The following is a 3,949-nucleotide window of genomic DNA, read 5'->3' on the forward strand; positions in this document are numbered from 1 at the left end:
CTTGCACCCTCTACCTCGTTCGAAAACCTCAGCCCTTTGTATGCGGCCTGAGTTCGGTTCGTGGCGCCCAACTTGCGCATAATGTTTCTGACGTGGACCTTCACCGTGCTTTCACACATGCCAAGCTCGTAGGCGATGATCTTGTTTGCCTTGCCCAGCCGCAACTGAGTGAAAACTGCGCTCTGCCGCGATGTCAACTGGCTCCGCCGTACGGGCGCGTGATCTCGGTTCACAGTGAGCATGAGATCAGCCGGCACGAAAGTGCCGCCTGCGTTGACCAGGTTGATTGCCGCCCAAATAAGCGAAACTCCGGCCGTCTGCGTTGGGACGAAGCCCCGTGCGCCGCTCTCCAGAGTGGAGCGTATCATTGTCTGATGCTGCGCACGGTCTGCATCGGAGAAGATCATGACCGGTGTGGTCGGGAACGCTCCGGTGATTGTGGTGATCGCTTGTTTCATCCCTGGGTCAAGGGCGTCGTAGCCATGAACATAATAAATGATGAGGTCGAATTTGCTCGACGCCGCGTCGATGCAGTTCTGGAGAGCGGTGAAACAGGATATTTCGATTTCGGGACGCAGACTGCCGAGCGCCTTGGCCAGGCATTCCTGGGTGAGTAGGTAGCGGTCGATCAAGCCGATGGTGAGCGACTTGACATTTCCACCGGCCAGCTCGGACGGCTGCCCATCCACGTTGATCCCAAGATCCATTCCCAGCTGCTCGGCCAAATCACTATGGCCATAGGCCGGACTTTCAGATCGAGTCAGCGTTTGGGCAGCGCTAACTGGCTCGACACTATGCCAATCCATATTGTAGTCCTCTCTTTTTGTGCGGAAGGGTAATCAAGGATTGTTTTCAATAGCGGGACGCCACGGGGTGACGCCGTGCGAAATTATCCATTATTAGCAACAAATGCCACTCAAAATTGAGGGTTGTCCGTTATAACAATAAGATAAAACATCTTTCTTTTGTACTGATGATCAGTTTTGATAAATTCCTAGAAAACAATTACCTTTAGCAGCGCTTAAAGTGTTTTTGAAGGGTTCTGCCGCAAACTTCGATCGCTGACGTGCCAGCCGCACAGATGTGATAGCCCTTGTCCTGGCAACGAACGGGAACGGTGGGCCGGACACATCTTGTCTGCCGGCCCAGCTGACCCTTCTGGCTCATATGCATGAGCGCTATGCCGGCAAGCCGTCGCCCCAATCACAGCACGCGTTCAACCGCTCGCAAGGCGCCCAACAGTCGCCTTTCCGATACCAGAATAGGCGGCGGTGACTGGCCGGATCGCCGGTTGCTGTGAGGTAAGCCGCGATATAAGAATGGGCATGCGCTAGAAACTGGTTATCGTCTTGGGCGTCACGCCGTTCGTCCGCGCCGAGTCAGAGTGTCAAAAATATTGAATTTACCAGCCATTGTTGCCCCTCCTGTGGAGTGCGCCCCTGCTGGTGGACAGAATCAAGCCCCGGCTTTGACCGTCTGCCGAGCGTGTTGATGCTCGAACTGCATCGGGGTGAGATCGCCCAGAGCCGAACGCAGTCGTTTGGAATTGTAGATCTCGTCTATGAAGCGGGGAAGATCGGCGGTGACGTCGTCGAACGTCTCGTAAGCTGCCAAGTAGACTGCTTCGACCTTTAGCGTCTTCATGAAGCTTTCCGCCTTGGCGTCGTCGTACGCGTTGCTGCGGCGACTCATCGATCCAGCCAGGCCTTGGGTAGCTAGCAGCTCGCGATACACCGCCGATGCGTATAGCGATCCACGGTCTGGATGGTGGATGCAACCCTTGCCGGGATTGCGTGCTTTGATCGCTGCTTTCAACGCGGCCACGGCGATGCGGGCGTCCATCGACCGGCTATTCGCGTACCCGACCACCTTGCGTGACCAAGCATCCACGAGTGCCGCCAGACAGACGAAGCCACCCGGGATAGCGACGTAAGTGAGATCGGCGACCCAGAGCTGGTTCGGGCGATTGGGGATAAGATCGTTGGCCAGGTCGGGATAGGTCGGCCTAGCGTGATCGCTGTTTGTGGTAACCACGTGTCGTCGGCGCCGCTTCGGCTGAGGCCGTGCTCGCGCATGAGGCGACGCAGTTTCTTATTGTTCACGGCCACGCCCTGATGGCGTAGCGCCGCCCCAACCCGCCGGTAGCCGCCGTAGCACTCAAATTCGTCACAGATCGCGACAATGCGGGCGACGAGCTCGTCAGAGCTGAGAGGAGCGAGTGATTTGTCGTAGAACCTGGATCGCAAGAGGCCCAGCAGTTTGCACCCTCTCCGGACGGAGATGGCGCGGGGCCGGCGACGACGGAGGTAATCGCGCTTTTCGGCCGGGCTTGGCGATTGGCAGAAACTCCCTCCAGTAGCGTCCGCCTCCAGTGGTAGGATAGCAGCGAACCCATCTTTGCGACGGTCCGCGCGTACTACAACGTGTATCGGTCAGTAGCTCATTGTGGGAGCGCCGTCAGATGTCCCACTGCGACGGCGGAGTGCCGCCAGCGCCAGCAAGCCGCCGCCCATTAACGCCAGCGACGCCGGTTCCGGTACCGCGGATGGTCTGTCAAGGACAGCGGAGAATGTGCCGAACTCTTGCTGCCCGCTCTGCACCATATAGAACACGAAATCGGAGGTCATCATCAGTGAATCACCGTTGGCAGCGACGCCCGCAAAGGTGATGTCATCAAGCGCGCCCGATATAAATTGAGCGAGTGGATTTGAGTTGCTATTTTTTTGTTCCAACGTGAATCTATCGCCACCGATGACGAGGCTTAGGTCGAGCAACGTGCCCGAACCGCCTTGCGGCGTCTGGAAATAGTTCGAGACCTGATTGAAGCCCAGCAAAGGCGCCGCGCTAAGCATTATCGTCCCGGCACCCTCGATTGTGCCGCCCGACGTGGGGGTGAGCGTCAGATTATAAATAACTGAGGCATTCGCGGCCCCAGCGTGGGCGGCAACGGTCAGCACGACCGCAAGAGTGAGATTCTTAAAGGTGGACACTATGGAATTCCCTTAAGCACGACATTTATTGCTTCTTATATGATACTGATTGCAAATGTCAAACTATTCCGAACGCCAATATCTATGGATCTATGAGCGAGGACAAACCCCGCAATCTCAGAGGTCGTTTCGTTGGTACCATCGCGGGATCTGAGGTGGACCCGGAAATTCGGACAGGGGGTTAATTTCGGCCGCAGTAACCGAATCATCAGGGCATCCATCATTCGTTTTAATTACCCCCCATTTTATTCGAATCGGAACCGGTATCATGAGTTGCCACATTCAGTATGTGGAGCAGCGGGCGAGGGCCCGGCCGCAGCAAGGCCGCACTAGACGCTCATGCCCTACTCAGTTCTAGCCAACCTTGAAGTCCGAGATGCCTGCGTCGGTTGAGGAGGAGGCATTGGGGACGAGTGGGATGTTCATCCCACTCGGCCACGGCTTTAGAACGCCTCCAATACAAGTCCTTTGCGACTCGGAATACCACTCTGAATTCGCATCCTTTTTCTGTAATCAGACCCGAGCACGCCGGCGCCCCTTAAAGATCCCCAGACCAAAGACCCCAACGCCAAGCAGTGCCAAACTCGCTGGCTCAGGGACAGCCGACATGTCGATTGTGTCGTTTGCGCTTCCTTCACCGCCGAAGGTAAGGATATATTCCACCGTCTCCGAGTAAGGCGAGGTCAGCATTGGCGATGCGACCGTTTCGTTCATGCTCTGAGACTGCGTGGTGAAGGTGGCGGTCGCCAGTTTGGTTCCGCCAAACAGCGCGTTGCTATCGGAAAGGTAAGTGTTTTCCGTGACGGAAGTGACAAGACCATTCCACGTGTTGGAGGTGAATCCACTCAGGAAATTCGAAACGCCAGCAGGTGAACTGATGTCCTGTTCGGTGATCCAGACATACAACGTCCCCGAGCCTCCCGCCGTGACATCAATTGAAGTCGTATCCAATATGGGCT

Annotated in this window: 3 protein-coding genes and 2 pseudogenes; all 5 read right to left on the minus strand. The window is 56.3% G+C overall.

The features are described from left to right. Positions 1 to 806 (minus strand): response regulator transcription factor (locus GSQ89_RS25955; RefSeq protein ID WP_158930726.1); only part of this gene is annotated, 806 nt, incomplete at its 3' end. 649 nt (positions 807 to 1,455) lie between these two features. Beyond that, positions 1,456 to 2,040: pseudogene (locus GSQ89_RS25960) on the minus strand (IS3 family transposase); the annotation flags it as partial. A 29-nt stretch (positions 2,041 to 2,069) separates the two neighbouring features. Next, positions 2,070 to 2,246, minus strand: a pseudogene (locus GSQ89_RS40270) (IS3 family transposase); the annotation flags it as partial. A gap of 186 nt (positions 2,247 to 2,432) precedes the next feature. Continuing rightward, a complete protein-coding gene (locus GSQ89_RS25970) occupies positions 2,433 to 2,990 on the minus strand; it encodes a PEP-CTERM sorting domain-containing protein (protein WP_158930732.1) in 558 nt (185 codons plus the stop codon). Between the two features lie 513 nt (positions 2,991 to 3,503). Then, a partial coding sequence (locus GSQ89_RS25975) for a PEP-CTERM sorting domain-containing protein (RefSeq protein WP_158930734.1) occupies positions 3,504 to 3,949 on the minus strand: 446 nt, incomplete at its 5' end.

The organism is Acidisphaera sp. S103 (assembly GCF_009765975.1).
GTDB lineage: Bacteria > Pseudomonadota > Alphaproteobacteria > Acetobacterales > Acetobacteraceae > Rhodopila.